Source organism: Rhodococcus spelaei, assembly GCF_006704125.1.
Taxonomy (GTDB): domain Bacteria; phylum Actinomycetota; class Actinomycetes; order Mycobacteriales; family Mycobacteriaceae; genus Rhodococcus_G; species Rhodococcus_G spelaei.
Genome location: NZ_VIGH01000002.1, coordinates 1 through 26,043, shown reverse-complemented (window position 1 = coordinate 26,043; position 26,043 = coordinate 1). Strand labels below are relative to the sequence as shown.

The window sequence follows — 26,043 nt, the reverse complement described above, 5'->3', positions numbered from 1 at the left end:
CCCGTGACCCGACCCGCACGCCGGCTGCTGCTGGTGCACGCGCATCCGGACGACGAGACCATCACCACCGGTGGCACCATCGCACGTTACGTCGCCCAGGGCGCCGAGGTGACCGTGCTGACCTGCACCCTCGGCGAAGAGGGTGAGGTGATCGGGCGGACGTGGGCCGGACTGGTCGCGGGCCGGGCCGATCAGCTCGGCGGATACCGGGTGCTCGAACTCACCACGGCACTGGCGGCGCTGGGGGTGGCGGGGCCGCGCTTCCTCGGCGGTGCCGGTCGCTGGCGCGATTCCGGCATGATCGGCACCCCGTCGGCGGACCATCCGCGGGCCTTCGTCGGCGCCGACCACGACGAGGCCGCCGAGGCCCTGGTGGCGGTGATCCGGGAGCTGCGCCCGCAGGTGGTGGTCTGCTACGACCCGGAGGGCGGCTATGGGCACCCCGATCACATGCAGGTGCACCGGCTGACCACCGCCGCGTTCGAGGCGGCGGGAACCGTCCGGTACCCCCATGCGGGCATACCGTGGGTGCCGTCCAAGCTGTACTGGACTGTCACGGAGGCGAATTCGCTCGAGCGTGGCGTCGAGTCGATCGGTGAGTTGCCGTCCGGCTGGCGGATGCCCGAGCCGGGCGAGCTGCCCTGCGTGCCGGACGAGACGGTGACGACCACCATCGACGTGCGCGGCGTCCTCGACCGCAAGGTGTCCGCACTGGCGGCCCACGCCACCCAGGTGACGGTCGCGCCCACCGGCACCGAGTACGCACTGTCGAACAACATCGCCCAGCCGATCCTCGCGGAGGAGCACTTCGTCCTGGTCCGGGGGACCCGCGGCGAGACCGCTGCGGACGGTCGGGAGCGAGACCTGTTCTCGGGCATCGCCTGACTCCGTCTCGCTGACGCCGTGCCCCGATCGGGGTTACCCTGAGACACGTTTCACGGTGGTACCTGCTCTTCACACGTTGTATCCAGTATCGAGTGTCGATTTCGGATGACGGAGGGACTAGGTCGATGGCGCTGCATCGGGTGGGGAACAGGGACGAGACCGTCGAGGACATCTACTCCACACCGCTGAGCGCGACGGTCCTGCCGAAGTATCAAGTGCCGCAGGAATCCTCGGATCCACGAATCGCCTACGCGCTGATCCGTGGCGAGTTGGCCCTCGACGGCAATTCCTCGCAGAACCTCGCCACCTTCTGCTCGACCTGGTCCGAGGACGAAGTTCATCGTCTGATGAACGACTGCCTCGACAAGAACATGATCGACAAGGACGAGTATCCGCAGACCGCCGAGATCGAATCCCGCTGCGTGCACATGCTCGCCGACCTCTGGAACTCGCCCGACGGTCGCGGCACCATGGGCTGTTCGACCACCGGGTCCAGCGAGGCCGCGATGCTCGGCGGCCTCGCCCTGAAATGGCGCTGGCGGCAACGCCGCGAGGCGGCGGGGAAGCCCGCCGACCGGCCGAACCTGGTGTGCGGCCCCGTGCAGGTGTGCTGGGAGAAGTTCGCGCGCTACTTCGACGTGGAGTTGCGGCAGGTCCCGGTCGAGCCGGGTGCCACCGGATTGCGTCCGCATCAACTGCGGAAGTACGTGGACGAGAACACGATTGGCGTTGTCGCCATCCTCGGCGTCACGTACACCTGCGACTACGAGCCGATAGCCGACATCGCCGCCGAACTCGATGCCATCGAGGCGGACAACGGGTGGGACGTGCCGATCCACGTCGACGCCGCGAGCGGCGGATTCATCGCCCCGTTCCTGGAACCGGAACTGGTGTGGGACTTCCGTCTCGCCCGGGTGGCATCGATCAACGCGTCCGGGCACAAGTACGGGCTGGCGCCGCTCGGCGTCGGTTGGGTGGTGTGGCGATCTGCGGACCTGCTGCCGGAGGACCTCGTCTTCCGTGTCAGCTATCTGGGCGGCGACATGCCCACCTTCGCGTTGAACTTCTCGCGGCCCGGCGGCGAGATCGTCGCGCAGTACTACCTGCTGCTGCGACTCGGGCGCGAGGGCTACCGTCAGGTCCAGCAGTCCTGCGTCGACACCGCGCAGTTCTTCGCCGAGCAGGTCCGGGGCATGGGTCCGTTCAAGCTGCTCTACGACGGTCGAGGCGGCCTGCCCGCGGTGTCCTAGACGCTCACCGACCCGGAATCGGCGGGATTCTCGCTCTACGACCTCAGTGACCAACTGCGGATCCGCGGGTGGCAGGTGCCGTCCTACCCGCTGCCGCCGGACCGGCAGGAGACGGTCATCCAACGGGTGCTGGTCCGCCACGGCGTTTCCCGCGACCAGCTCGCGCTGCTGGCCGACGACATGAGGGCGGCGTTGACTCGGCTGACGTCGGGTGCGCCCAGCGATGCGGCGCGGGTCGGGTTCCATCACTGACGACGGCACGCCCGCGATGCTGTGCAGGACGAAATGGTTCGAGTAACGCCGGATCACCGGACTACGATGTGATGTAGGTCATATCGGGTCGGGCTGCCGAGAGGTGTCGAAGTTGAACTGGGACGTGCAGAACGCAATCGTGGCCTTCGTGGATTCGTTGCGGCCGAACGCGCAGATGTACCACGAGATGTACATGAATGCGCTGTACGGTTTCGTCGACATGCAGAGCCACCTGCTCACGATGCTCGGCTACCCGCCGGTGCCCTGATCGCGCTGCCGCCTGATCGCCCTGGGGGCCCGGGGTCGGCGGCCCGGGTTCTACGATCGAGGTCATGACCGCCAGCCAGCGAACTCCCAGCACGCCAGGAATCCTCGATTCGGCGATCCTGGCGCTGCTGGTGTTCGACGGACTGCTCACCGCGGTGCTGGCGGTGTTGTTCCTCCCGGTGCGGCTCGGGTCGGTGCCCTTCCCGGTGAGTGCCCTCGCCGCCGCCGTGATCAACGTGTTGCTGGTGGTCGGTGCGCGGACGGTCACCGACCGTCCTGTGATGACGGCGTTGCCGGTGGTCGGCTGGTTCGTCGGCTTCGCGATCTGCATGTTCGGCGGCCCCGGCGGCGACGCACTGCTGCTCGCAGACTGGCGCACGCTGCTGTTGCTGGTGTGCGGTGTGGTCCCGCCCGGCATCCTGCTGTTCAAGTTCGCCTCCGACGCCGCCGTGGCGCGAGGCCAGGCGGCGCGGCCGCGTTAGCCCGGCCGATTTCGAGGAAACCGCTTCCACACCACAGGCCACTCGTTACCCCACGGCTCCGGCTCCTAGCCCAGCAGCCCGGCGGCCCGACCCGCGTCGGCCAGCACCGCCTCGACCATGGCCGGCGTGAGCCTGCCGGTGAAGGTGTTCTGCTGGCTGACATGGAAGCAGCCGAACACGTCCAGTGGCTGTCCCTGCCCGTTCGCGAGCACGACATGCGCGCCGTGACCGAACTTCGGTCGCGGCCTCGGCACCGCCCAGCCGGCATCGGCGAGCGCGGGAAACAGTGCCTGCCAGCCGAACCCGCCGAGCACGACCACCGACCGCAGGGTCGGGGCGAGCAGCCGCAGTTCCTCGTCGATCCAGCGTCGGCAGGTGTCCCGCTCGGTCGGTGTGGGCTTGTTGTCCGGGGGAGCGCAGTGCACCGGTGCTGTGACCCGGACTCCGCGCAGGGCCAGACCGTCGTCGCGACTGACGGCGGTGGCCTGGTTGGCCAGCCCGACCGCGTGCAGAGCCGCGAACAGCACATCGCCGCTGCGGTCGCCGGTGAACATCCGCCCGGTGCGGTTGCCGCCGTGCGCGGCGGGCGCCAACCCGACGATCAGCATCGCAGCGTCGGGCGGACCGAAACCGGGTACCGGCCTGCCCCAGTAGGTCTCGTCGCGGAAGGCGGCTCGCTTCTCGACCGCCACCTGTTCCCGCCAGGCGACCAGTCGCGGGCACCGGCGGCAATCGACAAGTTCGGCGTCCATCTCGGCCAGGGTGCGGCGGCTCATCGCCGCACCCGCAGCGTCACGATCTGGAAGGGGCGCAGCGCCAACACGATCGGCCCGGAACCGGCGGCACAGCCGGGCGGGGTGGCGACGCGTCGTTCGAGCAGGTCGACGAACTCGGTACCGGTGTGCGGGAACCGCACCTCGACCTCCGCGGTGGAGCGACCGCCCGTGGACTCGTACAGCCGTACGACGACGTCGCCGCTCCGGTCCTCGGCGAGCTTCACCGCCTCGACCACCACCGACGGGTTGGACACCCGCACCAACGGTTCGACCGACCTGCCACCGTGGACGGTGCGCGGCGGCAGGTTGATCCGGTAGCCCTCCGCGACCGCGTCGGCAATCGACGACGCGGGGCGTACCGAGACCTTCAGCACATGCACACCCTGGTCCGACTGCGGGTCCGGGTACAGCGGAGCGCGCAGCAGTGACAGCCGCACCGTGGTCGTGGTGCCACCCTCCGGCCGGGTGGAACGGGTGATGTCGTGACCGTAGGTGGAGTCGTTCGCGACCGCGACGCCGTAGCCCGGTTCCCCGACGTGGACCCAGCGGTGCGCGCAGATCTCGAACTTCGCGACGTCCCAGGAGGTGTTGGAGTGCGTCGGGCGGAAGACGTGGCCGAACTGGATCTCGGCCGCACTGCGATCGGCGTGCACGTCGAAGGGGAAGGCGAGTTTCAGCAGCTTCTGCCGCTCGTGCCAGTCGATCTCGGTGGTGACCTCCAGTGCGCCCGCACCGGGTGCGAGTGCGAGTCGCTGCACCACGGTCGAGTCGCCGAAGGACCGGCGCACCACGATGGCGTCGCCGTCCGGGCCCACGGAGTCCGCCTCGCGGAGGTCGGTGACGGTACGGCGGTAGCACTCGTCGATGTCCCAGGCGTCCCACTGGTTCGGCAGGTCCCGGTGCAGCTGGAGCAGATTTCCGGCACTGTCCGGCGCGACGGCGTCGCGGCCGGTGGCGTCGACCAGCGAGGCGAGCAGGCCGTCGGACGTGATCGCAGCGCGCAGCAGTCCGTTGTCGAGCGTGAATCCCGTGCCGTCTGCCGTGATCCGAGTCGGCTCGCTGGCGGTCTCCGGTACGTCGATGCCCAGGGGCGGAACGGCGGCGCACGCGTTCGGAGTTGCGTTGAGGGTCAACGGGACCACGCCCTCGCCGACGAGCGCGTGGACCGCAGCGGCGATGGTCTCCTCCAGTTTCGCGGCGATCGCGGCGTAGTTGCGCTCGGCGTCGCGGTGCACCCAGGCGATGGAGCTGCCGGGCAGGATGTCGTGGAACTGCTGTAGCAGCACCGTGTGCCACACCTGCTCGAGCTCGTCGTACGGGTAGTCCGCGCCCGACCGCACGGCCGCGGTGGCCGCCCACAGCTCGGCCTCCCGGAGCAGGTGTTCGCTTCTCCGATTGCCCTGCTTGGTCTTTGCCTGCGAGGTGTACGTGCCGCGGTGCAGCTCGAGGTAGAGCTCGCCGGACCACACCGGCGGTGCCGGGTACTCGGCCTGCGCCTGGCGGAAGAAGTTCACGGGAGAGTCCAGCGTCACCGTCGGGGAGCCCTCGAGTGAACGGGTGCGGCGTGCGGCGGCCAGCATCTCCCGGGTCGGTCCACCGCCGCCGTCACCCCAGCCGAACGGAACGAGCGACACTGTGCCCGCGCCCTGTTCCCGGTAATTGCGCTGGGCGTGGCCGAGGTCGTGACCGGACAGCTCCGAGTTGTAGGTGTCGACGGGCGGGAAATGCGTGAACACCTGCGTGCCGTCGATACCCTCCCATCGGAAGGTGTGGTGCGGCATCCGGTTCGTCTGGTTCCACGAGATCTTCTGGGTGAGGAAGTACTGCGATCCCGACAGCCGGACCAGTTGCGGCAGAGCCGCCGAGTACCCGAACGAATCGGGCAACCAGACCTCCGGGGTGTCTACGCCGAACTCCTCGAGGAAGAACCGTTTGCCCGCCACGAACTGTCGTGCCAGTGCCTCGCCGCCCGGCATGTTGGTGTCCGCCTCCACCCACATGCCGCCGACCGGAACGAAGTGGCCGGTGGCCACCCTCGCCCGGATCCGCTCGAACAGCTCCGGATAGTCCTCCTTGACCCAGGCGAGCTGCTGGGCCGAGGAACAGGCGAACCGGAAGCCGGGGTGATCTTCCATCAGGGCAACGGCATTCGCGAAGGTGCGTGCGCACTTGCGGACGGTTTCGCGCACCGGCCAGAGCCAGGCCGAGTCGATGTGGGCATGCCCGACCGCGATCAGGTGGTGCGCGCTGGCGTAGGCCGGTCGGGCGAGCACCTCGCGCAACTGTTCGCGCCCGTTCGCGGCGGTCCCCGCGATGTCGTCGGGGTCGACGGCGTCGAGCATCCTCTCCAGCGCCCGCAGGATCTCGTGCCGGCGTGGCAGGTCGAACGGCAGCGCGTGCATCAGCCCATCGAGCACCGCGATGTCCTGGGTCAGTTCCCACACCGTGAGGTCGCGTAGCGCGAGGTCGACCCGGCGCAGTCGGTAGAGCGGTTCCTCGCCCGCGGTGGACTTGTCGCCCAGCGCCGTCGGCCGGAACCCGGCACCGGCAACGTCCGGATTGGCGGCCAGTTCCAGGTAGACGTCGAGCGGGCGGTACGGGTCCACCGGCACGTGGTCGTTCATCGGCGAGACGGCCTTGATCGCACTGCCGTCCGGGCGGTAGGCCAGCGCTTCCGCGTTGAAACCGGGACCGCCGGTGAATCCGGGGTCGACCACCAGTTCGGGCTCCAGTCCCGGGCGGTCGAGCCAGTGCGCGGGGACGGATCCGGTCGCGTGCAGCCACAGCGTGGACCAGGGGCGGCCCCAGCACGCACCGACCGAGATCGGGGTGAACTCCTGCACGAGAGCCTCGGCGACCGGTACCGGCTCGTCGGGCACCGGCCATGCCTCGAGTGTGGCCGCCGCGCTCTCCCGGTACAACGCCGCGCCCAACCGTTGATCGACGAACCGGCGCAGCCGCGCCTCCACGATCAGACGGTCGTCGTGCATCGGGACCTCCACGGTTGTGGTTCGATCGGATCAGGTTGTGGTGCTCCAGATGTCGCCCGCCCCGGGGGCCACCGACTCGACCAGGCCCCACGCCCGCTCGACGGGCAGGTCGATCACCTCGTAGTGGCCGGTGCCGGCGGGCGTCGCCGCGACGATCGTGGCCACCCCCGCGCGCCGTTGGAAGAAGGTCTGGCGCACGGTCCAGCCGACGATGCCGTCGGCCTCGAGGCTGTGGCGGCCGCGGTCCAGGGAACCGCTCGAGGTCACCAGCCAGCCGGGTGGCGTTGCGTGGCCCAGCCCGCGGTAGCGGTCGTGGGCGAGTGCGGCGGCGAACCCGGCGAGCAGCACCAGTACGACCACCGCCGGCCAACCGGTGCTCGCGCCGAACGCGGCCGCGACGGCGTCGGCCGCGGCGAGGACGGCGACCGGTAACAGCGCACGGGTGTACCGGCGGCGCCGCGCACGGGGTCCGTGCTCGGTGAGGGGCCCGGTGACGTCGGTGGGGAAGTGCTGCTCGCGCAGGACGATTCCCATCATGCGGGTGGCCTCCGCGTGCGGGGCCTGCGGCAGCAGCATCGACGAGTGCCGCCTCTCCACCGCGACGCCTGTCATGATCGCGTCCAGTCGTGCACCGTGGGCGAGTCGCAGCAGCAGCGGCTCGTGCAGCGTGGTGCCGCGCAGCCTGGTCCGATCCAGGGTGCTCTGTCGGGTCTTGAGCAGTCCGTGGCTCACGTGCAGCACATGCCCGTCGTCGGTGACGCGAAGATTGCTGAACGCGACGAGGTAGCGCACGCACGCCAGCGCGCTCGCGAGGGCCAGCAGCAGGAACAGCCCGGCGAGTACGGCTGCCGTGGTGCCGAGCCGCTGCGCCGAGTCGAGCCCGCGTGAAACGGCCGACGAACGGGCGATCTGCTCGCCGACGCCGTACTGGAAGGCCACACCGACCAGTGTGAGGACGGTGAGTACACCGGTGACCGAGAATGGTGCGTAGCGCACCCAGCGGGGCGACCAGTGCGCGATCTCTACCTCCGGTGCCTCCGGCGGTCCCGCGGATTGCGGTGTGGCGGACTCCCGTTCGTCGAGGGTCTGGGCGTCGAGATGTCGGGCGAGCAGGGCCACGCGCAGCGCCGGAACCAGCCTGGAGTCGAGGGCGTTGAGCTCGAACTTCGACGATTCGCCGGGCCGGCCCGTACGCAGTCCGGTGCCGACGCGCACCACGGACAGTCCGAGCATGCGGTGCAGCACACCGGCTTCCACGTCGACCGAGCGAATCCGGTTGCGCGGCACCGACAGCAACTTCTTCTGGAAGATGCCCGACCGCAGCTGCACGTGCACCGGGCCGAGTCGGTAGCTGGTGGTGAACCAGCGGAGCAGCGCGAAGATCACCAGAACGGCTACCGCGACGAGCCCCCAGAGGTGGTTGCCCGTTCGGCTGCCGAGGACGAGAGAGATCAGCAGTACCGGAAGGAGTCTGACGACCTCGTTGACCGGATGCACCAGCAGCATCCGCTTGTCCAGACGCAGCCAGGGCTGCTCTTCTTCTGCGGCGAGTGCCTCGTCGCCCGAGGCCTCCGGGGGAGCCGTGCCCGGCGCCGGACTGGGCACGCCGACGCGGCCCGGCGCACTCACGTCGCGTCCCCGAGGTTGCGGCCGGCGATCTCGGTCAGCTGGGCGACAGTCGCGTCGGCGACGTCCTGGTCCAGTGCGGTGATCTTGACGGCCCCCGCCGACGACGCCGTGGTGACCGTGACCGTGGCCAGACCGAGCAGTCGGTCGATCGGCCCGCGCTCGGTGTCGACCGTCTGGATCCGGGAGATCGGGGCGATGCGTCGCTCCTGGTTGAACCACCCCGTCCGGGTGTACACCGCGCTCGGACTGACCTCCCAGCGATGCACGCGGTACCGCCACTGCGGGACCACCAGCACGTGCGCGAGCGCGAGCGCGAGGGTCGCCGCGAACACCGTGACATGCGGCCAGGTGGTCCACCGTCCCGCGATCACCGCCCACACGACCTGCGCGACGAAGACGGGGGTCCACACCAGCACGGCGTTGATCGCCCACAGACGCGGCGCTTTGCGACTGGGCCGGCACTGCGGGTCCGCCATGGTCACGACCGCCGGTACGGGGCTGCTCACACCTTCAGCCTGCCCGACCGGCGGCTGCGCCGCACGTGCGCGCGGCGCCTACTAGCCTGGACCGTGGGGCTAGCAGGAGGTGCACATGGACCGATTCGAACCCGAGGTTCCCGAGGCGGACGGTGTCGAGCAGGGCACCGAGGTCGGCGGGCCGGACGAAGCCGAGGACGCGGAGGAGAACACGACCGACGCGCTCGAAGTGAACGAGGCCGATGCGGCGGAGCAGCAGCGCAGTGTGCCCGACGACGAGGACTACCCGCGCGGCTGAGCGAGCACCGACCTGCCTGAGCGGAGCCTGCGGAGCGAGCACCCACCTGCTGTGGCACAAGTCTCCGTCGATGGCGCATGATCGAACGCGTGACCACGAGCGACGACGACACCACCACGCCCGCGATGCTGCCCGACCCGGCCATGCCTTCGGGTGTAAAGCGGGAGGTGGCCGTCCCGTCCGCATCGGCGATGCGGCGTGCGCTGCGCCGGGCCCGCGACGGTGCCACGCTCAATGTCGACGAGGCGACGGTGCTGCTGCACGCGCGTGGCGCGGACCTGGACGACCTGTCCGTCTCGGCGGCGCGGGTCCGTGACGCCGGCCTCGAGGCCGCGGGCAGGCCGAGGACGGTCAGCTACTCCCGCAAGGTCTTCATTCCGCTGACCCGGCTGTGCCGCGACAAGTGCCACTACTGCACCTTCGTGACGGTGCCCGGCAAACTGCGCGCCGAGGGCCACGGGATGTACCTGGACCCGGACGAGGTCCTCGACATCGCTCGCCGCGGCGCGGAACTGGGCTGCAAGGAGGCGCTGTTCACCCTCGGTGACCGGCCCGAGGCGCGCTGGCCGGAGGCGCAGGAGTGGCTCGAGTCCCGCGGCTACGACTCCACCCTCGACTACCTGCGCGCGATGTCGATCCGGGTGCTCGAGGAGACCGGTCTGCTCCCGCACCTCAATCCGGGGGTGATGAGCTGGGAGGAGATCAACCGGCTCAAGCCGGTCGCCCCGTCGATGGGCATGATGCTCGAGACCACCTCGACGCGGCTGTTCACGGAGAAGGGCGAGTGCCACTACGGCAGCCCCGACAAGGACCCCGCCGTGCGGCTGCGCACGCTTACCGACGCGGGTCGGCTCTCGGTGCCGTTCACCACCGGCATCCTGGTCGGTATCGGCGAGTCGATGACCGAGCGGGCCGAGTCGATCATGGCGATTCGCCAGTCGCACAAGGCCTTCGGGCACATCCAGGAAGTCATCATCCAGAACTTCCTTGCCAAGGATGACACCGCGATGCGCGAGACTCCGGACGCCGGGATAGCGGAGTTCCGCGCCGCGATCGCCGTCGCCCGACTGGTGCTCGGACCGTCGATGCGCATCCAGTCACCGCCGAACCTGGTATCCGGGCAGGAGTGCCTGGAGTTGATCGCCTCCGGCGTCGACGACTGGGGTGGGGTGTCCCCGCTCACCCCCGATCACGTCAACCCCGAGCGTCCCTGGCCGAACCTGGACACCCTCGCCGCGCTCACCGCAGAGGCGGGTTTCGAGCTCGTCGAGCGGACGGCGGCGCAGCCGAAGTACGTGGTGGCCGGCTCACCCTGGATCGACCCGCGGATCAGCGCGCACGTGCATGCACTGGCGGACCCAGTGACGGGTCTGGCCCGGCACGACACCCGGCCGGTCGGGTTGCCGTGGCAGGAGCCGGACGAGACGTGGGCGTCGACGGGTCGCGTCGACCTGAACACCGAGATCGACACCCAGGGCCGCAACACCGAGACCCGTTCCGACCTGGGCAGCGCGTTCGGCGACTGGGAGACCGTGCGCGAGCAGGTGCTCTCGCTGAGTGCGCCGGCCCGGGTGGGCACCGACGTGCTGGCGGCGTTGCGCAGCGCCGAGGCCGATCCCGCCGGCTGCACCGACGACGAGTACCGGGCGCTGGCCAACGCTGACGGCGAGGGGCTCGAGGCCCTGGTCGCCCTCGCCGACGCGCTGCGCCGCGAGGCGGTCGGTGACGAGGTCACCTACGTGGTGAACCGGAACATCAACTTCACCAACATCTGCTACACCGGTTGCCGTTTCTGCGCGTTCGCACAGCGCAAGGGCGACGCCGACGCATTCACCCTGTCCGCGAACGAGGTCGCGGACCGGGCCTGGGAGGCGCACGTCGCCGGGGCCACCGAGGTCTGCATGCAGGGCGGGATCGACCCCGAACTGCCCGTCACCGGCTACGCGGACCTGGTGCGCGCGGTCAAGGCACGGGTGCCGTCGATGCACGTGCACGCCTTCAGCCCGATGGAGATCGTCAACGGCGCCTCCCGAGGCGGGCAGAGTGTGCGGGACTGGCTGACCGAACTGCGGGAGGCGGGACTCGACACGATTCCCGGCACGGCGGCGGAGATCCTCGACGACGAGGTGCGCTGGGTGCTCACCAAGGGCAAGCTCCCGACGAGCACGTGGATCGACGTGGTCAGCACTGCGCACGAGGTGGGCCTGCGGTCCAGTTCGACGATGATGTACGGCCACGTGGACCAGCCGCATCACTGGGTGGGGCATCTGAACGTCCTGCGCGGAATCCAGGACCGCACCGGCGGATTCACCGAGTTCGTGCTGCTGCCGTTCGTGCACCAGTCGTCGCCGCTGTACCTGGCCGGCGCCTCGCGACCCGGCCCGACCCGACGTGACAACCGGGCGGCGCACGCGCTGGCCCGGGTGATGCTGCACGGGCGGATCCCGAACATCCAGACCAGCTGGGTCAAGCTCGGCACCGAGGGCACCCAGGCGATGTTGCAGGGCGGCGCCAACGACCTCGGGGGCACACTGATGGAGGAGACCATCTCGCGGATGGCGGGTTCGCAGCACGGCTCGCAGATGTCCGTCGCCGAACTGCGGGCCATCGCCGAGGGGATCGGTCGACCGGCTCGACAGCGCACGACCAGCTATGCCGAGAGAGTGGGGGTTTCATGAACGCACAGGATCGGAAGGCCGCCAAGGATCGGAACGCCGGGGACCTCATCGGCGACGGACGCGTCGTCGCGGTTCTCGAGCGGGCGGCGTGGGGGGTCAACCCGCTGCTCGACCTGGCGAGCAGCGACCCGCTGGGCATCAAGGCGCGCACGTTCCTGCCGAACGCCGAGGATCGGAGTCTCGTCGAGAAGTCGCTCGACGGGGCCGCGTGGCTGCTGGACCTCGCCGAGGTGCCCGGCACCGCGGCCTGGGTGCGGGCCAGCGACGAGCGCCGCGCCCGCTGGTGGCTGACCAGGCTGGGGCTGCTCAACACCATCGTGGTCGCGTTCCCCGGCGTGCTCGGGCCGCTCGCGAAGCGCCTGCCGCTGCAGGACCTGCTCGGGTTCGCCAACCAGACGCTGGTGCTGGTCGCCGTCGCCCGCGAGTTGGGCGTCACCGACCGCAGCGCCCAGGTCGACATGCTCGCGGCCGTGTTGTGCAAGCGCTCGACGGACGCGCGCACGCTGCTCGCACAGGAGCGGGCCGGGGAACCGTCGGACGAGTCGGCGGCGGGTTGGCGTCCGCTGGCCATGCTCGGCGGACTGTGGCGTACTGCCCGGACACTGCGGGCCATCCCGGACGAGCTGCACAAGCGGCCGCAACCGTCCCGGCCGTACCAGGTCCTCGGGCACGTGCCGTTCCTCGGCGCGGTCGCGGACTACCTCGGGGAGCGCGGGGCGCTGTTCGACGCCGCGGTGCAGGGCCGGCGGTGGATCGACGGGCACACGGTGCGCACCGCGGTCGAGCACACCGGCGCCCTCGGAGCCACCACCGTCTGACTCACCCTGAGGGCACCCTGCGCGGCCGGGTGCGGTTCGGAGGGGTGATACTAGTAACTCGTGAGCGTTCGCGTTGTGCGCTCGACGAAACAGGTCCGTTCAGAAAGGCAGCGGCAGTGCCCTACACGATTGCTGAACCGTGCGTGGATGTGCTCGACAAGGCGTGCATCGAGGAGTGCCCCGTCGACTGTATTTACGAGGGCGGCCGGATGCTCTACATCCACCCCGACGAGTGCGTGGACTGCGGCGCCTGCGAGCCGGTCTGCCCGGTCGAGGCGATCTTCTACGAGGACGACGTGCCGGACCAGTGGAACGCGTACGTGAGCGCGAACGTCGACTTCTTCGTCGAGCTCGGCTCTCCCGGCGGCGCCGCCAAGCTCGGCAAGGTCGACTACGACCCGCCGTTCATCAAGGCGTTGCCCCCCATGGGCGAGGACTGACTTGCCCCGTACACCCGTCTCCCGAGGACTGCCCGACTTTCCGTGGGACTCGCTTGCCGACGCCAAGGCGAAGGCGCAGTCGCATCCCGGCGGCATCGTCAACCTGTCCGTCGGAACCCCGGTCGACCCGGTCGCACCGCTGATTCGCGAGGCCCTGGCGTCGGTGTCGGAGGTGCCCGGGTACCCGACGACGCACGGCACCCCGGAGCTGCGTGCCGCGGCGGCGTCCGCGTTGGCCCGACGGTACGGGGTCACGGGGATCGACCCGGCTGCGGTGCTGCCCGCGCTCGGCACCAAGGAGATGATTGCCTGGCTGCCGCGTCTGCTCGGCCTCGGCGCCGACGACCTGGTGGTGATCCCGGAGGTCGCGTACCCGACCTACGAGGTAGGGGCCCTGTTGGCCGGCTGTCGGGTGCTGCGCGCCGACGGCACGATGCGGTTGGGGCCCGAGAGCCCGGCGCTGATCTTCGTCAACTCGCCGTCGAACCCGACCGGCAAGGTGCTCGGCATCGACCACCTGCGCAAGGTCGTGGACTTCGCCCGTCAGCGCGGCGCGATCGTGGTGTCCGACGAGTGCTACCTGGGCCTGACCTGGGAGGCCGAGGCCTACTCGATCCTCGACCCGCGGGTGTCGGACGGTGACCACACCGGTCTGCTGGCCGTGCACTCGCTGTCGAAGACCTCGAACCTGGCCAGCTACCGGGCCGGCTTCGTCACCGGCGACCCGGCGCTCGTCGCCGAACTGCTCGAGGTCCGCAAGCACGCCGGCATGATCATGCCGACGACCGTGCAGGCCGCGATGACGGCGGCGCTGGGCGACGACGAGCACGAGAACGAGCAACGTGAGCGGTACCGCAAGCGCCGCGAGGTGCTGCTCGACGCGGTCCGCGGCGCCGGGTTCACGGTCGACAACTCCGAGGCCGGGCTCTACCTGTGGGTGACCCGCGAGGAGGCCTGCCGCGACACCGTCGACTGGTTCGCCGAGCGCGGAATCCTGGTCGCGCCGGGTGATTTCTACGGTCCTGGCAGTCGCCGGCACGTGCGGATGGCGCTGACGGAGACCGACGAGCGGATCGCGGCGGCGGCCTCGCGTTTGTGAGCAGCTGCGCTGCCCGTGCCCGATCGTGACCCCGGCCGGGGTCACGATCGCGCACAAGCACGGAGCGCATTCGCCGTGTGGGCTAGCCTGGATTCGAGTTCCTGGTTAGACGTTGCCGGGGTGCCGCCCGGGAGCGATTCCTCGGGGCAGGAGGCAGCATGGACGCCGTCACTCAGGTTCCCGCGCCCGCCAACGAGCCGGTGCACGCGTACGCACCGGGCAGTCGCGAACGCACGATCCTCGCAACCGAACTGGCCGAGCTGGCCGCCGACCACATCGACCTGCCGCACGTCATCGGTGGCGTGCACCGGCAGGGCCGCGGCACTCGGGTCGAGGTGGTGCAGCCGCACCGCCGGCGCGCGGTGCTCGGCACCCTCACCGACGCCACCCACGAGGACGCCGACGCGGCCGTCAGCGCGGCGGTCGCCGCCGCCCCCGGCTGGCGGGCGCTGTCCTTCGACGACCGCGCCGCGGTGCTGCTGCGCGCCGCGGACCTGCTGGCCGGGCCGTGGCGCGAGACCCTCGCCGCCGCAACGATGCTGGGGCAGTCGAAGACCGTGCAGCAGGCGGAGATCGACGCCCCCTGCGAGCTGGTCGACTTCTGGCGGTTCAACGTGCATTTCGCACGGCAGATCCTCGCCGAGCAGCCGACGTCCGGTCCCGGCGTGTGGAACCGGATGGAGTACCGTCCGCTCGAGGGCTTCGTCTACGCGATCACCCCGTTCAACTTCTCCGCGATCGCGGGCAACCTGCCGACCGCACCCGCGCTGATGGGCAACACCGTCGTGTGGAAGCCCGCGACCACCCAGACCCTCGCCGCCTACTGGACGATGAAACTGCTCGAGGAGGCCGGCCTGCCGCCCGGGGTGATCAACCTGGTCACCGGGTCCGGTGCGGCGGTTTCCGATGTGGCGCTGGGTGATCCGCGCCTGGCGGGCATTCACTTCACCGGCTCGACCCGCACCTTCCAGCACCTGTGGCGGGAGGTGGGCAGCAACATCGACCGCTACCACGGGTACCCGCGGCTGGTCGGGGAGACCGGTGGCAAGGACTTCATCGTCGCGCACGCGTCGGCGGACCCGGACGTGCTGCGAACGGCCATGGTGCGCGGCGCATTCGAGTACCAGGGTCAGAAGTGCTCGGCCGCTTCGCGGGCGTACGTACCGCGCTCGGTGTGGGAGCGGATGGGTGCAGACTTCCTCGCCGAGGCGGACGAACTCACCTACGGTGACGTGACCGACCTGTCGAACTTCGGTGGGGCGCTGATCGACCGCGCGGCCTACGACAAGAACGTCGCGGCCATCGAGCGCGCCCGCGGCGCCGCCGGGGTCGAGATCGCCGTCGGCGGCAAGTACGACGACAGCGAGGGCTACTTCGTGCGTCCGACGGTCCTGCTCGCCGACGACCCGGCCGACGAGTCGTTCGCCACCGAGTACTTCGGTCCGGTGCTCTCGGTGCACGTCTACGACGACGCGGCACCGAACGCATTCGAGAGGTTGCTGGAGGTGGTCGACGCCACCGCGCCCTACGCACTGACCGGATCGGTGATCGCGGACGACCGTGTCGCGGTCGACAAGGCCGCCGCCGCACTGAGATTCACCGCCGGGAACTTCTACGTCAACGACAAGCCGACCGGCGCGGTCGTCGGCCAGCAACCCTTCGGCGGGGCCCGCGCCTCGGGGACCAACGACAAGGCGGGCTCGCCGATCAACCTGCTGCGCTGGACCTCCGCGCGCACGATCAAGGAGACCTTCGTCCCTCCGACGAACTACCGGTACCCGCACATGGGGCCGGAGGCCTGACCGTGGTGCCCCGGGCGCTGGCGAATCCGCTCCGCCCCGCGATCCTCGCCGCGGCCCGCTCACCCAGGGTCAAGTCGGCGATCACCCGTGCGCCCGGTACCAGGTCCATCGTGACCAGGTTCATCGCGGGCGAGACCCGGTCCGATGCGCTCGTGGCAGCCCGCACGCTGCTCGACTCGGGCCGGATGGTGAGCATCGACCACCTCGGCGAGGACACCACCGACCTCACTCAGGCACGCGCGGCGGTCGCCGAATACCGGTCCCTGCTGGCGGAACTGGCGCGACTGCCCGAGGCCCGCACAGCGGGGGAGACGCGCCGGCTCGAGGTGTCGGTGAAGCTGTCCGCTCTCGGGCAGGCACTGCCGTCCGATGGTCGGGCGGTGGCGCTCGAGCACGCCCACCACCTGTGTGCGGCGGCGCAGGAGGCCGGCGTGTGGGTCACCGTCGACGCGGAGGACCACACCACCACTGACTCGACCCTGTCGATCGTCACCGAACTGCGCGCGGACTACCCGTGGCTGGGCACGGTGCTGCAGGCGTACCTGCGGCGAACCGAGGGGGACTGCCGCGACCTTTCGGGACCGGGATCGCGAATTCGGTTGTGCAAGGGTGCGTACCGCGAACCGGAGTCGGTGGCCTACCAGTCCCGGGCGGAGGTGGACGCGTCGTACCTGCGCTGCCTGACCGTCCTGATGGACGGGCAGGGCTACCCGATGGTGGCCTCGCACGACCCGGTGATGGTCGACGCGGCCGCCGCGTCGGCGGCCGGGGCGGGCCGAGGGGCGGGGGACTACGAACACCAGATGCTCTACGGGATCCGGGATGTCGAGCAGGCACGGTTGGCCGCTGGGGGTGCACAGGTGCGGGTGTACGTGCCCTACGGTGGCCAGTGGTACGGCTACTTCATGCGCAGGCTCGCCGAACGCCCGGCGAACCTCACCTTCTTCCTGCGCTCGCTCGCCACCCGCGGCTAGACCGTGTGAGACGCTGGACGGCGTGCTGCTGCGTTCACTGAACCCCCTCGCCGTTGCCCGGGGCGACGACCTGCCCGACGCCGTGCGGATCGACGGCCACACCCTGTCGCGCAGCGACATCGTGGGCGGCGCCGGGGCCCTGGCCAGGCGCCTCGCCGGCGCCGAGCGGGTCGCCGTGCTCGCCGAGCCTTCCGCGACCACGGTCGTCGCGATAGTCGGGTGCCTGCTCGCCGGGGTCACCGTCGTGCCGGTGCCCCCGGATTCCGGTCCCGCCGAGCTCGCGCACATCCTGTCCGACTCCGGTGCGCAGGCGTGGCTCGGTACGGCACCGGAGAACAGGGACATTCCGCCGAGTTCCCGAGCAGGCACCCTTCCGGTGGTACCGGTGCGGCTGCATGCCCGCGACTGGCACAGTCACCCCGAGCCGAACCCGTCGTCGATCGCTTTCGTGCTCTACACCTCGGGCACCACCGGGCCGCCGAAGGGCGTGCTGCTCAGCCGGGGCGTCATCGCCGCCGGTCTCGACGCGCTCGCGCAGGCCTGGCAGTGGACCGCGAAAGACACTCTGGTGCACGGACTTCCACTGTTCCACGTGCACGGCCTCATTCTCGGGCTGCTCGGACCGTTGCGGGTGGGCAGCCGGCTGATCCACACCGGCAAGCCCACCCCGCGGGCCTACACGCAGGCGCGCGGTTCGCTGTACTTCGGCGTCCCGACCGTCTGGTCCCGGGTGGTCGAGGACGAGGAGGCGGCCCGCGCACTGAGTGGGGCGCGGCTGCTGGTCTCGGGCAGCGCGCCGCTGCCGGTTCCGGTGTTCTCCCGGCTCGTCGAACTGACAGGACTGACGCCGATCGAGCGCTACGGCATGAGCGAAACGATGATCACCCTGAGTACCCGGGCCGACGGCGAACGCCGCCCCGGCTGGGTGGGCACCCCGGTCCAGGGCGTCGAGACCAGGCTCGTCGGCGAGGGCGGGGCGCCGGTGCCCCACGACGGCGAGTCCATCGGCGGGCTACAGGTGCGCGGCCCGATGCTCTTCGACGGGTACCTGAACCGGCCCGACGCGACCGCGGAATCGTGGACCGAGGACGGCTGGTTCGTCACCGGCGACGTCGCGGCGATCGACGCCGACGGCTTCCATCGGATCGTCGGGCGCGAGTCGACCGACCTCATCAAGTCCGGCGGGTACCGGATCGGGGCCGGCGAGGTGGAGACCTCGCTACTCGGGCACCCGTCGGTGCGGGAAGTCGCGGTCGTCGGCCTGGCCGACGACGACCTGGGCCAGCGCGTGGTGGCGTTCGTCGTCGGCGACGCGGTGGACCCGGCGGCGCTGATCGAGCACGTGGCGGGCGAGCTGTCGGTGCACAAGCGGCCGCGCGAGATTCGGGTGGTCGACTCGTTGCCGCGCAACGCGATGGGCAAGGTGCAGAAGAAGCTGCTGGGTTGAGCGCTGTCAGGCGAGCCCGGCGGCTCCGCTGAGGGTGACGAATTCCGTTCCCGCGCGGCGCAATGCAGGAAGGGCGGCGGCCAGCCCCTTGGCGGTGTCGCCCTTGGGTCGGTTCATGTGCATGATCACGATCGAGCCGGGTGCGGCGGCGGTCAGTGCGCCCTGAACCTTGGCGGCCGGCAGGGTGGCGCCGGCGTCACCGTTCACCGTGAAACCAACCACCTCCTCGCCGAGGTCGCGGACGATCGCGGTCGCGACCTCGTCGCAGTGCGCGGTGCCGGGCCGGAACCAGCGCGGTGCCGCGCCGGTGATCTGCTGCAGCCGTTGGTGGTTCGCCCACACCTCGTCGACCACCTCGGCCGCGGACCGGGTGCCCGCGATGCCGTAGGCGCTGCGGCCGGTCACCGACAGGGGAAGGTGCCGCGTCCCGTGATTGCCGAGTTCGAACAGCGGGTTCGCGGCCAACTGGACCGCGAGCGCCGGGTTGGCTTCGATCCAGCGGCTGTTGAGGAACAGGGTGGCCGCGATCCTCTCGCGCTCGAGCAGATCGAGGATCGCGGTGTCCACTGCGCTGCCACCACCCGGACCGCCGCAGGCATCGAAGGTCAGCGCGAGTCGGCGACCGGCGGACGCGAGTCGGGTTCGAGCCCCGGTCACCGCCGTGCCCCACTCGTGCGGGACCGCTGTCGCGTACTTCGCCTTCACTGCCGCCGGGTCCGGCGGGGGCGGAGGGAGTGGCTCGGTGAACCAGGGGGCGACGGACCCGGAGCCCGGAGGCGCCGGTGGAGGGAGCGGGGCGTCCGGTGGTACCGGGCTGGCGAGGGAGGGTTCGACGTATACCCAGCTCGCGGCGCCGATGCCGCCCCCGATCAGTCCGAGCAGCACTGCCCGGCGGGTCACTCTCGCATGCACGCACGAAGCCTAAGGTGCCGGCGCTCGGATCGGCGCGTCGAGCCTTAACGAAACTGTCACGGTTCGCGCAGAGTTCACGAGCCGGTCACGGTTCGGCGGCCGAGGCGAGCGAACCTCGTTCCTGAGGACTTTTCCCGCGATTCGGGACTAGCCTCGACAAACATGAGCCAGCCTGCAGAGAACACCCGCATCGTGCTCGCTTCGCGCCCCGTGGGCGAGCCCCAGCCGTCCGATTTCCGGATCGAGTCGGCGCCGCTGCCCGTGCCAGGTGAGGGGCAGTTGCTGCTCGAGACCCGCTACCTGTCGTTGGACCCCTACATGCGCGGACGGATGAGTGATGCCGAGTCGTACGCCGACCCGGTCGCGCTCGGTCACGTCATGGTCGGTGGCACAGTCTGCACTGTGATCGAGTCACGCGACCCCGGTTACTCCAGTGGTGATGTGGTGCTGTCCTTCTCGGGATGGCAGAGCCACTCGGTCGCCGACGCGAAGCACGTCCGCAAGATCGACCCGAGCCTCGCGCCCGTGGAGACGGCCCTCGGGGTGCTCGGCATGCCCGGATTCACCGGATACGCCGGACTGCTGCGGATCGGGAAGCCACAGCCGGGCGAGACGGTGGTGGTGGCCGCGGCAACCGGACCCGTCGGCTCGGCGGTCGGGCAGATCGCCAGGATCAAGGGCGCGCGGGCGGTCGGGATCGCGGGCGGTCCCGAGAAGTGCGCCTACTTGCACGAGCTCGGCTTCGACGCCGCGATCGACCACCGTGCACCCGATTTCGCAGATCAGCTGGCCGCGGCGGTCCCGAACGGCATCGACGTCTACTTCGAGAACGTCGGCGGCCAGGTGTGGGATGCGGTGTTGCCGCTGCTCAACACCTACGCGCGGGTGCCGGTGTGCGGATTGATCGCGAACTACAACCTCACCTCGGCGCCTGCGGGTCCGGACCGGGCCCCGGCGCTGATGAGCCGCATCCTGACCAAGAGCCTGACCGTGCGCGGCTTCATCCAGTCCGAGTTCGTGAAGGAGTCGTTCGCGGATTTCATGCTGGACATGTCCGGATGGGTGCGGGACGGCAAGGTCGGCTACCGCGAGGACATCGTCGACGGGCTGACGAACGCTCCCGAGGCGTTCATCGGGCTGCTGCGGGGCAAGAACTTCGGCAAACTCCTGGTGAAGGTGGCCGACGCATGACCGGGCTGGTCGGGCACCAGCCGGAGGCCCGCGTCGGCGCGCTCGACCTGCTGGCGTTCCTGTGCGAACTGGCGATGCTGATCCTGCTCGCCCTCGCCGGCGCCGCGTCCGCCGATTCAGTGCCGTCGAGGGTGGTCGCGGCGATCGCCTTGCCCGTGGTGGCGGCGGGGATCTGGTCGGTGTGGATGGCGCCGACGTCCCGCCGCCGGCTGGGCAACCCGATGCGGCTGTACGCGCAGACTGCGTTGTTCGCGGTGGCGGGGGTGGTGATCGGACTGTTCCTCGGCTGGCCGGTCGGAGCCGCTTTCTTCGCGGTGTCCGTGCTGGTGTTCGGACAGTCGTGCCGACGAGAACTGCACGCGCGGTAGGAAAGCCCAGGTAGCAGCATCACCGACATCGGTGGCCGTAATCTCGCTGCCAGCACGAAGTTTCGCAACCCGGCGACCAATGACCGCGTCGTGTTCGACCTCGACCCGCAGACCGGAACGTAGGTCTGCGGGTCGAGACTTCTCACCCGGTGGCCGCACCGGCGACCTGCGGCGCACACCCCTCCGGTGCGCCGGCGGCGGCTACTGCGCCGGAGGCATCAGAACCGAGTCGACGAGGTAGACGGTCGCATTGGCGGTGTGGACACCGCCGCAGATCACCGCCGCGTCGTTGACCTTCAGGGTGTCGCCGGATCCCGTCACCGTCACCGAGCCGCCCTCGACGGTCTTGTGCTGGCCGTCGATGTTCTTCGGGCTGATCTGACCCGGCACCACGTGGTAGGTGAGGATCTTCGTCAGAGTCGCCGAATCGGTCTTCAGCGAGTCGATCGTGGCCGGATCGATCTTCCCGAACGCAGAGTCCACCGGCGCGAAGACGGTGAACTGACCACCGTTGAGCGTGTCCACCAGGTTGACGTTCGGGTTGAGCTTGCCCGAGACCGCCGAGACCAGGGTGGTCAGCAGCGGGTTGTTCGACGCCGCCACGGCTACCGGGTCCTGAGCCATGCCGGTCACCGAACCGGGGCCGGTCGGCACCTTGGCTGCGTAGTCGGCGCAGCCCGGTCCCACCAGATCCGCGGCCGCACTCATCTGGCCGCTCGGCGCCGTCATCGCCGAGGTCTTCTGCTGCGACATCGCCGTCGAATCCGACGACGAGTCCGAACTGTCGCTCGAACATGCCGACAGGCCCAGAACAGCAACTGCGGCAATTCCGGCCGCCGCGAATGCCTTTCGCTGAACACTCTTCATAATCGGTCACTCCTTCTCGGACGGCACGATTGCCGTCGCCGTCAGCTCTGTCGACTGGGTATTCGGCGCCGAGTCACGACCGGATGGGTCGGAGCGGAGAGTTTCTTTCAGTGCAGCTCGGGCAGCGCGACCAAGCCGAGACGAGGCCGGCTCCGAATATCGTGCATGTACACCATCGTGCTCATCGGGTTCCTGGGCGGACTGATCACCGGAATCTCCCCGTGCATCCTCCCCGTCCTGCCGGTCATCTTCTTCTCCGGCGCACAGAACGCCCGCACCCGTGAGTCCGCTCGATCACCGGAGGTGGCCGGGGACGTGCTGATCGCGGCGCCGCCGCCGACCCGCTCGGTAGGCGAGGCACTGCGCCCCTACCGGGTGATCGCCGGACTGGTGCTCAGTTTCAGTGTGTTCACTCTCGCCGGCTCGGCCCTGCTGACGCTGTTGCATCTCCCGCAGGACGCGGTGCGGTGGGCCGGGCTCGTGGTGCTCACCCTCATCGGCCTCGGCCTGATCTTTCCGCGCGTCGAGCATCTGCTCGAGCGCCCCTTCGCCCGACTGCCGCAGCGGCAGGTCGGGGCGGGCAAGAGCGGATTCGGTCTCGGACTTGCACTCGGCGTGCTCTACGTCCCCTGTGCGGGGCCGGTTCTCGCCGCCATCGTCGTCGCGGGAGCCACCGGGCAGATCGGTCTCCAGACCGTCGCGTTGACCCTGTCGTTCGCCATCGGCGCCGCGCTGCCGCTGCTGATCTTCGCGCTCGCGGGTCGTCGAGTAGCGGAGCGGGTCAGCGCCTTTCGCAACCACCAACGCCAGATTCGGGTGGTCGGCGGCCTGCTGATGATCGCGCTTGCCGTCGGCCTCGTATTCAACCTGCCGGCGGTACTGCAGCGCGCCATCCCCGACTACACCGGCGGGCTGCAGGACAAGGTCGCGGGCAGCAGCCAGGTCCAGGAGAAACTCAACCTCGGCGGCATCGTCACCGACCAGAATCGTGAGCTGTCGAACTGTAGCAGCGACGCGGCGACGCTCGAAAACTGTGGTACGGCACCGGACATCACGGGCATCACCGGATGGTTGAACACTCCGGGCGGCGCGCCGATCGACCTGACGTCCCTGCGCGGCAAAGTCACCCTCGTCGACTTCTGGGCCTATTCGTGCATCAACTGCCAACGCGCCATCCCACACGTCGTCGACTGGTACAACACCTACCGGGACGCGGGCCTCGAGGTGATCGGCGTACACACGCCCGAGTACGCCTTCGAACGCGTCGAGAGCAACGTCGCGGCCGGTGCCGCGGGCCTGCACATCGACTATCCGATCGCGCTGGACACCAACTACTCGACCTGGACCAACTACCGCAACAGCTACTGGCCCGCGGAGTACCTGATCGATGCCACCGGCACCGTGCGGCACATCAAGTTCGGAGAGGGTGACTACGACGTGACGGAGAACCTGATTCGTCAGTTGCTTCGCGACGCCAACCCGAGCGCTCCGTTGCCTGCGTCGTCCACCGCGTCGGACAGCACACCTCAGGCGAGCACCACTCCCGAGACTTACCTCGGGGTCGGCAAGGTGGTCAACTACGGTGGCGGCGGCGCGTACGACCAGGGCGCCGCGACCTTCGACTATCCGGCATCGCTGCCCGCTGACAGCTTCGCGTACCGCGGACAGTGGAGCCTCGACTACCAGGGCGCGACCGCGGAGAGCGACACGTCGAGCATTGCGCTGAACTACCACGCGCGCAACGTGTACCTCGTCGTCGGCGGAGCCGGGACCGCTACTGTCACCAGGAACGGGAAGTCGACCACGGTGCCGATCAGTGGTCCACCGACGCTGCACCAGATCGTCGCCGCCGACACCACACAGGCCGGTCGTCTCGAGGTGACGCTCTCACAAGGGCTGCAGGCGTTCTCGTTCACCTATGGATAGCTGTGCCTGGTGGTCGTGTAACGCAACGGGGGAACGAGTGGATGACAAGCGACGAGAAGGAAGATGAGGGGGCAATGTGAATCCGGACGTGCCGATGGTGGAGGTTTCGGGCTGTCTCGTGGTCGGGGTTCCGCCCCTGCGTGATGACGAGAATGCGCTTGCGGTAGGCGAATTGATCGTCGAGGAGGCGGGTCGGACGGGTGTGAGTGCAGTGATCCTGGACCTCGAGGCGGTCCGCGGGATCGATTCCCGGGTGGGGGCGACGGTGAGCGAGATCGGCATGCGACTGCGTTCGATGGTGGTCGAATGTGTGGTGGTCGACGGCCGTTCGACGTTGCAGCGGATGCGTGACGATCAACGGGTGCGGTCCGGACTCGACACCGTCGAGACCCTCGGTGACGCGTTGGCGCTGCTGGGCTGACGCCGCGCCTGCGGGCCCCGTCAGCGCATGTCCCGGAAGACCGGGTCTCGCTTCTCTCGACGGGCCAGTGTCGCCTCCTCGAAGTTGTCGGTCATCAGCCGGATCATCAACTGGCCGAGTCCTTCCTGGTTCATGTGCTGGGCCATCGAGGAGGCGTCCAGGCTCGACCACAGCGTCCGCTTGGTGAGCTCGACACCGGGCCTCGAAAATGCGGCAATCCGTTCGGCCAGCGCGAAGGACTCGTCGAGGAGGTCGGTGCCGGGCACGAGGCGTGAGACCAGTCCGATCCGCTCGGCTTCCTCGGCGGTGATGTCGCGGCCCGACAGCATGATCTCGAATGCTCGCGACGAACCGATCGCGCGCGGCAGTAGGTAGCTCAGCCCGAGTTCGCTCGCGGTGAGCCCGTTGTTGATTCCCGCGGCGCGGAAGTAGGCGTCGGGGGAGGCCAGGCGGATGTCGGCCGCCAGCGAGAGGCAGAAGCCACCGCCGATCGCGGCCCCGTTCACCGCGGCAATCATCGGCTGGTGCATTCGACGGATCGCGAGCACCACGTCGTCGAGGATCTCCATGGCGCGCAGCGCAATCGAGGGTCGGGTGAGACCGTCGATGTGCGGCGGACTGCCCGCCGAGGCCTGGTCGGCGCCCGAGCAGAACCCGCGGCCGGCCCCGGTGAGGACCACCGCGCGCACCGAGTTGTCGTTGCTGATCGCCTCGAGCGACTCCTTGAGTGGCACCATCACGTCGAACGCCATCGCGTTCATCCGCTCCGGGCGGTTCAGGGTCACCAGCGCGACGTTCTCGCGCGGCCGCTCGACGAGGACAAAGCTCACGGGTGGTCTCCTGTTCTGCTGCAACGGGTCGGACCAGCCGACACTACGTCGAGTGGGCACGCCCGGTCCCGGGTTCTCGAAGGCGGTCTGGCGGGACCTGTGGGTCACGGGGCGTCGCCGTCGTTGGGCGCATCGTCGCCGGGCTCGGTGCCGATGTGGCGGTTCCGCTGTGCGCGGTGTCGCCGTAGTTCCGCGTCCCGGCGTGCGCGGGCGCGTTGGAGTGCCTGGGCGAGGAGCTCGTCCAGGTGGTGGCGGTGATTGATGCGCGGTTGTCGGTCGGGGTCGATGTGGGCGGGTGCGATCCACTCGGTGCGGCCGGGATGCTCGGATTCCGGTGGGGCGGTGCGGGTTCTCCACCCCGTGGGTCCGTCCTTGACGAGGGCGTGGCAGGCGTCGCAGGCGAGGTCTTCGTTGGTGATGTCGGTGCCGGCGCCGTCGTTCCACTCTCGGATGTGATGGACGGCGGTCATGGTGGCGGGTGCGTCGCAGCCGGGGCGGGTGCAGCCGCGGGAGGATGCGATCAATGCCAGGCGTTGGTCGGGGGTGGCGAGCCGTTTGGATCGGCCCAGGTGCAGGGGTCGGCCGTGGTGGTCGAATCCCCCAAGCACTTCGTGCAGGGAGGTGCCCCCAGGCACAGCACCGGGTGCGCGTGTTCGGCCATTCGCAGGGCGTCGCGGATGGGGACGATCCCGCCGCCGGCGGTCGTTGCCACCCCGGTGGCGTCCTCGAGTTGCTGCAAAGTCATGGTGATGATCGCGGTGACCGGGAGTCCGCGGTGACTGCCCAGTACCCCCGATGCGAGCAGGTGCCGCAGCCCGGCTTTGAGGGCGTCGTGGCCTCGTTGTCCGGCGGTGCGGGTGTCGCGGGCCGCGGCCTTCGCGAGGGCATCGTGGTCGAGGTTCGGGGATTCGGCGTCGCCGGCGGGTGAGTCGGGGTCGTCGGGGTTGTTCATGCCGGGCCGGGCG

22 protein-coding genes and 2 pseudogenes are annotated in these 26,043 nt (G+C 69.7%); 16 read left to right on the top strand and 8 right to left on the bottom strand.

The annotated features are described in order from the left end of the window. Nucleotides 1-3: 3 nt before the first annotated feature. The 4 genes and pseudogenes from mshB (at nucleotide 4) to FK531_RS03975 (ending at nucleotide 3,136) form a co-directional block, all read left to right on the top strand. On the top strand, nucleotides 4-885 hold the full coding sequence (gene mshB / locus FK531_RS03985; RefSeq protein WP_142096584.1) for an N-acetyl-1-D-myo-inositol-2-amino-2-deoxy-alpha-D-glucopyranoside deacetylase: 882 nt from the start codon (nucleotides 4-6) through the stop codon (nucleotides 883-885). A 125-nt stretch (nucleotides 886-1,010) separates the two neighbouring features. Beyond that, nucleotides 1,011-2,387: pseudogene (gene gad / locus FK531_RS03980) on the top strand (glutamate decarboxylase). 112 nt (nucleotides 2,388-2,499) lie between these two features. After that, complete coding sequence (locus FK531_RS22240; protein ID WP_181762811.1) at nucleotides 2,500-2,655, top strand: hypothetical protein; 156 nt, start codon at nucleotides 2,500-2,502, stop codon at nucleotides 2,653-2,655. Nucleotides 2,656-2,719: 64 nt separating this feature from the next. Next, nucleotides 2,720-3,136, top strand: coding sequence for a hypothetical protein (locus FK531_RS03975; RefSeq protein ID WP_142095400.1), 417 nt, complete (start codon nucleotides 2,720-2,722; stop codon nucleotides 3,134-3,136). Nucleotides 3,137-3,201: 65 nt separating this feature from the next. Here FK531_RS03975 and FK531_RS03970 read toward each other — a convergent pair whose 3' ends face one another. The 4 genes from FK531_RS03970 to FK531_RS03955 all read right to left on the bottom strand — a co-directional run bounded on the left by FK531_RS03970 (nucleotide 3,202) and on the right by FK531_RS03955 (nucleotide 9,007). Beyond that, entirely contained in the window at nucleotides 3,202-3,912 is a 711-nt protein-coding gene (locus tag FK531_RS03970) for a uracil-DNA glycosylase (RefSeq protein ID WP_142095398.1), read from the bottom strand. Continuing rightward, entirely contained in the window at nucleotides 3,909-6,902 is a 2,994-nt protein-coding gene (locus FK531_RS03965) for an alpha-mannosidase (protein ID WP_142095396.1), read from the bottom strand. The genes FK531_RS03970 and FK531_RS03965 overlap by 4 nt, the downstream gene beginning before the upstream one ends. A gap of 30 nt (nucleotides 6,903-6,932) precedes the next feature. Then, nucleotides 6,933-8,408, bottom strand: coding sequence for a PH domain-containing protein (locus FK531_RS03960; RefSeq protein WP_142096581.1), 1,476 nt, complete (start codon nucleotides 8,406-8,408; stop codon nucleotides 6,933-6,935). A gap of 119 nt (nucleotides 8,409-8,527) precedes the next feature. Next, nucleotides 8,528-9,007: a PH domain-containing protein gene (locus tag FK531_RS03955; protein WP_142096578.1), complete on the bottom strand. Its 480-nt coding sequence runs from the start codon at nucleotides 9,005-9,007 to the stop codon at nucleotides 8,528-8,530. 115 nt (nucleotides 9,008-9,122) lie between these two features. Between FK531_RS03955 and FK531_RS03950 the strand changes: the two genes are divergently transcribed. From FK531_RS03950 to FK531_RS03915, 8 genes are all read left to right on the top strand, one after another. Continuing rightward, nucleotides 9,123-9,305: an Rv3202a family protein gene (locus tag FK531_RS03950; RefSeq protein ID WP_142095394.1), complete on the top strand. Its 183-nt coding sequence runs from the start codon at nucleotides 9,123-9,125 to the stop codon at nucleotides 9,303-9,305. A gap of 77 nt (nucleotides 9,306-9,382) precedes the next feature. Further along, complete coding sequence (locus FK531_RS03945) at nucleotides 9,383-11,983, top strand: bifunctional FO biosynthesis protein CofGH (RefSeq protein ID WP_246097858.1); 2,601 nt, start codon at nucleotides 9,383-9,385, stop codon at nucleotides 11,981-11,983. Continuing rightward, complete coding sequence (locus FK531_RS03940) at nucleotides 11,980-12,801, top strand: hypothetical protein (protein WP_142095392.1); 822 nt, start codon at nucleotides 11,980-11,982, stop codon at nucleotides 12,799-12,801. The genes FK531_RS03945 and FK531_RS03940 overlap by 4 nt, the downstream gene beginning before the upstream one ends. 116 nt (nucleotides 12,802-12,917) lie before the next feature. Beyond that, nucleotides 12,918-13,241 carry a ferredoxin gene (gene fdxA, locus FK531_RS03935; RefSeq protein WP_142095390.1) on the top strand — a complete coding sequence of 108 codons (324 nt, stop codon included), beginning with the start codon at nucleotides 12,918-12,920 and terminating at the stop codon, nucleotides 13,239-13,241. A gap of 1 nt (nucleotide 13,242) precedes the next feature. Beyond that, entirely contained in the window at nucleotides 13,243-14,340 is a 1,098-nt protein-coding gene (gene dapC, locus FK531_RS03930; protein ID WP_142095388.1) for a succinyldiaminopimelate transaminase, read from the top strand. Between the two features lie 158 nt (nucleotides 14,341-14,498). Beyond that, on the top strand, nucleotides 14,499-16,142 hold the full coding sequence (pruA, locus tag FK531_RS03925; protein WP_142095386.1) for an L-glutamate gamma-semialdehyde dehydrogenase: 1,644 nt from the start codon (nucleotides 14,499-14,501) through the stop codon (nucleotides 16,140-16,142). Nucleotides 16,143-16,144: 2 nt separating this feature from the next. Then, on the top strand, nucleotides 16,145-17,116 hold the full coding sequence (locus tag FK531_RS03920) for a proline dehydrogenase family protein (RefSeq protein WP_142095384.1): 972 nt from the start codon (nucleotides 16,145-16,147) through the stop codon (nucleotides 17,114-17,116). Nucleotides 17,117-17,138: 22 nt separating this feature from the next. Then, on the top strand, nucleotides 17,139-18,563 hold the full coding sequence (locus FK531_RS03915) for an acyl-CoA synthetase (RefSeq protein WP_142095382.1): 1,425 nt from the start codon (nucleotides 17,139-17,141) through the stop codon (nucleotides 18,561-18,563). Between the two features lie 6 nt (nucleotides 18,564-18,569). On the opposite strand, the gene FK531_RS03910 is transcribed toward FK531_RS03915, so the two are convergent. Then, nucleotides 18,570-19,475 (bottom strand): polysaccharide deacetylase family protein, encoded by a 906-nt coding sequence (locus FK531_RS03910; RefSeq protein ID WP_246097856.1) that lies wholly within the window; start codon nucleotides 19,473-19,475, stop codon nucleotides 18,570-18,572. Nucleotides 19,476-19,637: 162 nt separating this feature from the next. On the opposite strand from FK531_RS03910, the gene curA reads away from it, so the two are divergent. After that, a complete protein-coding gene (gene curA, locus FK531_RS03905; RefSeq protein ID WP_142095380.1) occupies nucleotides 19,638-20,666 on the top strand; it encodes an NADPH-dependent curcumin/dihydrocurcumin reductase in 1,029 nt (342 codons plus the stop codon). Then, entirely contained in the window at nucleotides 20,663-21,034 is a 372-nt protein-coding gene (locus tag FK531_RS03900; protein WP_142095378.1) for a YrdB family protein, read from the top strand. The genes curA and FK531_RS03900 overlap by 4 nt, the downstream gene beginning before the upstream one ends. A gap of 201 nt (nucleotides 21,035-21,235) precedes the next feature. Here FK531_RS03900 and FK531_RS03895 read toward each other — a convergent pair whose 3' ends face one another. Continuing rightward, a complete protein-coding gene (locus FK531_RS03895; protein ID WP_142095376.1) occupies nucleotides 21,236-21,901 on the bottom strand; it encodes a fasciclin domain-containing protein in 666 nt (221 codons plus the stop codon). A gap of 165 nt (nucleotides 21,902-22,066) precedes the next feature. On the opposite strand from FK531_RS03895, the gene FK531_RS03890 reads away from it, so the two are divergent. Together FK531_RS03890 and FK531_RS03885 are read left to right on the top strand one after the other, a co-directional pair. Continuing rightward, on the top strand, nucleotides 22,067-23,827 hold the full coding sequence (locus FK531_RS03890; RefSeq protein ID WP_142095374.1) for a cytochrome c biogenesis protein DipZ: 1,761 nt from the start codon (nucleotides 22,067-22,069) through the stop codon (nucleotides 23,825-23,827). A gap of 202 nt (nucleotides 23,828-24,029) precedes the next feature. Further along, nucleotides 24,030-24,248 carry a hypothetical protein gene (locus FK531_RS03885; RefSeq protein ID WP_142095372.1) on the top strand — a complete coding sequence of 73 codons (219 nt, stop codon included), beginning with the start codon at nucleotides 24,030-24,032 and terminating at the stop codon, nucleotides 24,246-24,248. A gap of 20 nt (nucleotides 24,249-24,268) precedes the next feature. Here FK531_RS03885 and FK531_RS03880 read toward each other — a convergent pair whose 3' ends face one another. Beyond that, nucleotides 24,269-25,078: an enoyl-CoA hydratase gene (locus FK531_RS03880; RefSeq protein WP_142095370.1), complete on the bottom strand. Its 810-nt coding sequence runs from the start codon at nucleotides 25,076-25,078 to the stop codon at nucleotides 24,269-24,271. 104 nt (nucleotides 25,079-25,182) lie between these two features. Next, nucleotides 25,183-26,043: pseudogene (locus tag FK531_RS03875) on the bottom strand (HNH endonuclease signature motif containing protein); the annotation flags it as partial.